Genomic DNA, 3,344 nt, shown 5'->3' with positions numbered 1-3,344 from the left:
CGTTAGCCAACCCGAGCTGAGCAAAAACTTCCTTTGCTTTCGCCAGCTGGCTCGCGTCGCTCTCGGTTGCAACGACCTGGCTTGCGAGTCTTGCGGCCAACCCCGCCGTATAGGCGGGTGCTGTTCCTGCGACCAGCACCTTGTCGGTGTCCTTGATTTCGGCCGCCTGCAGCATCTTTGCGCTCACCGCCGGCTTGATCAGGAAACGGCTGGAAGCGCCCTCTTCGCGAAACTCGAGATCGCGATCCAGATAGGCAACCGCGCGCAGCCTTTCCGGTACGAATGCCTCCCGCGGAAGCGCGAGCATGGCGTCGAGAATTCGGATATCGGTCACATCACTGGTGCGCACCTGGCCATCGACCATTTTCTGGCGCGCGGTCGCAAAACCGGACATTGGCGAACCCTGGGGAAACCTGCGGGCAATGCCGCCGGATGGAACTTGAAGAACGCTATTTGGTACAAACGCCGCCCAAACGCAACGGCGATTGCACGCAAACCCAGCAATCAGGCCGGACTGCGCTATTCAATGGTGGCTGCAAGCCGGCCGATCAGTCTTGCGACCTCCTCAAGGCCCTCGCCCTCAGACTCGCGCCGCTGCACGAATTGCGCAAGCCGGACCAGGCATTCGTCATCACTCATCGCGGGTATCGCGGTCGGCACGACCGAAGGGACAGGCCGCCAACAATTTTGCGCGTTGTGGTCCTGGATGTCTTTCATCGAATCGTCTCGTCGAATACCGCCTCATCAAAGCTTGGATGGAGGTTGCACGATGAACGGCGCTGGAGGATGACTGTTTTGCGCTCGTTTGATGGCGCGTTAAGATGAGATACTTGAGGGCGATGAGCCTCGCCCCGTCCAAAAAGCCCATAAATCGTCGCTTGCGTCCGGTTCCTCCGCGCTCTTGACCTGACGCCGGCGACGTATATTTCGTCCTTTGCAAGGCTAAAGGGCTTTGTTATACGCTGGCCGCGCGCGAACGAAGCTTTCGCCTATTCCTCGGTAGCTCAGCGGTAGAGCATTCGACTGTTAATCGAATGGTCGCTGGTTCGAATCCAGCCCGGGGAGCCAACAAAATCAAAGACTTTTTCCAGATACCTAATCTCAGCTAAAACGATCGTGTCTGCAGTGTGTCTGTAAATCGATTGCCGTGCGTTGCGCATCGACGGATTTTGCAGATGGTCTCTCCACGATTCCAGGAAGGCCGCGGGTTAATCCGGGATTTCCCGGCTGCTATTATGTGCCACCGGTGGGCGCAAACGCCACATCTCCATTATGGCTCGGCAGGACTCGCATCCCGGAAGGGTTGCGCTATCTAACGCCGCATGTTGCGTAAGCTTGAGTATCTGCCGTGCATACCGACATGCGGCACCGAAGTTCCATCCGGTCCGGATTGGTTTCACGAAATCAAACACGATGGCTACCGCCTGATCGTCCAACGTGAGGGCAAGCGCGTGCGGCTTTTGACTGGCCGGGGCTATGACTGGTCCGATCGATATCCGCTGATTACTCAGGCCGCACTGAGGCTCCGCAAAAGCTCATTCGTGATTGATGGCGAAGCGGTTGTCCTGGGCCCCGACGGGATTTCAGACTTTGCGGCGCTGTATTCGGGAAGGCGCAATGCTGAGGTGAGGCTCTACGCGTTCGATCTTCTCTCGGATGACGGCGTCGACATGCGTGATGAAACGCTGCAGATCCGGAAGCTATGGCTAGGCAAGCTGCTGAAGCGCTCCACCGGCGCGATTATCCTGAACGAGCACGAAGCCGGCGAGATCGGCCCTGCCCTCTTTCGGCAAGCCTGCAAGATGGGACTCGGGGCAATCGTGTCGAAGCATCGCGAGATCGATCGGGCCATGCAAGGACTGGGTCAAGGTCAAAAATCCGAAGTCGGGGCGACTTTTGAGGCAACGAAGGCGCTAGCGAAATACATCGAACAGGAATAGCAGCGCCAGTGTGATGATCACCGATATCACCAGCGATCCGAAGCACCCCAACCGGTTCGAGAAGATGAAAAACACCGGCTAGCCGACCTTCCTGCGTGCTGTCGAGCGCTCCAGCTTCGCTACCTTCTTGGTCGCTGCTTTTTCGGGTATTCAATCCGCTTTAAAATGCCATTAAGGCAATAAAATTTTCTATTAACCATTATATTTCATTGACTAGGAGAAGAAATTTAAATCAAATAAACCCATGGGGCTTTGTTTAGCATATTGGAGCCCACCAATGAGTAATACGGCGTCGCGTATCCTTACTGCCTTAGGTACCGTAGCTGCGGCCGCAGTTCTGCTGAGCGCGGCTCCTGCCACCGCGTCTCTAGTTGCTGCCATTTGCGATAACTCTTCTTGCTCCGGCGGTCCCACCCACGCCATCGTCATTCAGGACAACGGGGCTGGAGACTCGAGCCCGTTGGTTGGGGCGATCGATACGACGACGTCCGCCTTCGGATACACGTTCGTGCTTGACGCCGCGCAAAGCAAACCAGTCCTCGGCAGCGCCACGGCCCCGCAACTCGACCTCACCTTCGCCGCCACTGGCACTGGTTCAATTTTTCTGTTCGCTTCGGATACTGACTTCGTGACTGGCGGTTCGTTCCTGCTGGCCCTGGCTGGCACGAATTCGAACGGGAGTGGCACCGTCACCGGTCGAGCATGGGGCGGAACCAGCGACACGGCACTGGATTTTTCGCTTGCAAATCTGTTCGGCACTGCTGGTCCCTTTAGCGGCGCCGCCTTCTCCGGCACCGCGAACGCCACACTGGCGCCTGCCGTCAGCCCGTTCTCGCTAACCATCGGGGTCGGGATCACACGTGACACCGCGGGCGCTACTACTGGTGACTTCAACATGTCGGCCGTCCCTGAACCTTCAACCTGGGCCATGATGATCGTCGGCTTCTTCGGTGTGGGTTTCTTGGCGTATAGACGTCAAAGCCAAGCGCAATTGAGGCTCGTTTAACCTCGAGGTCTTCCAATCTTCCGCAAGGAGAAAGGTCGCTTCCTGCAGGCGGCCTTTTTCGTTTGCCGCCCTGTTTGGTTTTCGGTCGGGTTGCTGCCTGGTGTTCCGGCAAAAAAGCCGTCACCGACGGCGGTCAGTGACGGCTCTCTACTCTATACGCGTGACCCTCTCCCCAGAGGGTCATCCCACAGATGAGCGGTTTCGGTTAAAGGCGAGTTATCTGCTCTGAAAAATAGAAAACCCCGCCCAGAGCGGAGGCGAACTGGACGGGGCCTCAGAGCGCACGCCCCATGAAAAAACGCGCGCGTGCTTTGTTAGGCCGGGGGTATCTCCGTTGTTGTCCAGAACGTAACTCTCTCACCGATTTGTTACATGGCCTTAGCCGCCTTGCCTCGACC

General features: G+C 57.4%; 4 protein-coding genes and 1 tRNA gene. 3 read left to right on the top strand and 2 right to left on the bottom strand.

Features of this window, described 5'->3' with window-relative positions; translation table 11 throughout:
• On the bottom strand, window positions 1–394 hold a 394-nt coding region (locus VJV58_RS20505; protein ID WP_414641536.1), incomplete at its 3' end, for a protein-L-isoaspartate O-methyltransferase family protein.
• A 125-nt stretch (window positions 395–519) separates the two neighbouring features.
• Window positions 520–717, bottom strand: a complete 198-nt coding sequence (locus VJV58_RS20500; protein WP_324139194.1) for a hypothetical protein — start codon at window positions 715–717, stop codon at window positions 520–522.
• Between the two features lie 276 nt (window positions 718–993).
• On the opposite strand from VJV58_RS20500, the gene VJV58_RS20495 reads away from it, so the two are divergent.
• The 3 genes from VJV58_RS20495 to VJV58_RS20485 all read left to right on the top strand — a co-directional run bounded on the left by VJV58_RS20495 (window position 994) and on the right by VJV58_RS20485 (window position 2,946).
• Window positions 994–1,068 (top strand) — tRNA-Asn (locus tag VJV58_RS20495).
• A gap of 254 nt (window positions 1,069–1,322) precedes the next feature.
• Window positions 1,323–1,940 carry a DNA ligase gene (locus tag VJV58_RS20490; RefSeq protein ID WP_324139193.1) on the top strand — a complete coding sequence of 206 codons (618 nt, stop codon included), beginning with the start codon at window positions 1,323–1,325 and terminating at the stop codon, window positions 1,938–1,940.
• A 277-nt stretch (window positions 1,941–2,217) separates the two neighbouring features.
• Window positions 2,218–2,946 (top strand): PEPxxWA-CTERM sorting domain-containing protein, encoded by a 729-nt coding sequence (locus tag VJV58_RS20485; RefSeq protein ID WP_324139192.1) that lies wholly within the window; start codon window positions 2,218–2,220, stop codon window positions 2,944–2,946.
• The last annotated feature ends 398 nt before the right edge of the window (window positions 2,947–3,344 follow it).

It is taken from the genome of Bradyrhizobium sp. (genome assembly GCF_035273305.1).
In the GTDB taxonomy this organism is placed as follows: Bacteria; Pseudomonadota; Alphaproteobacteria; order Rhizobiales; family Xanthobacteraceae; genus Bradyrhizobium.
This window is presented reverse-complemented; position numbering and strand designations above follow the sequence as displayed.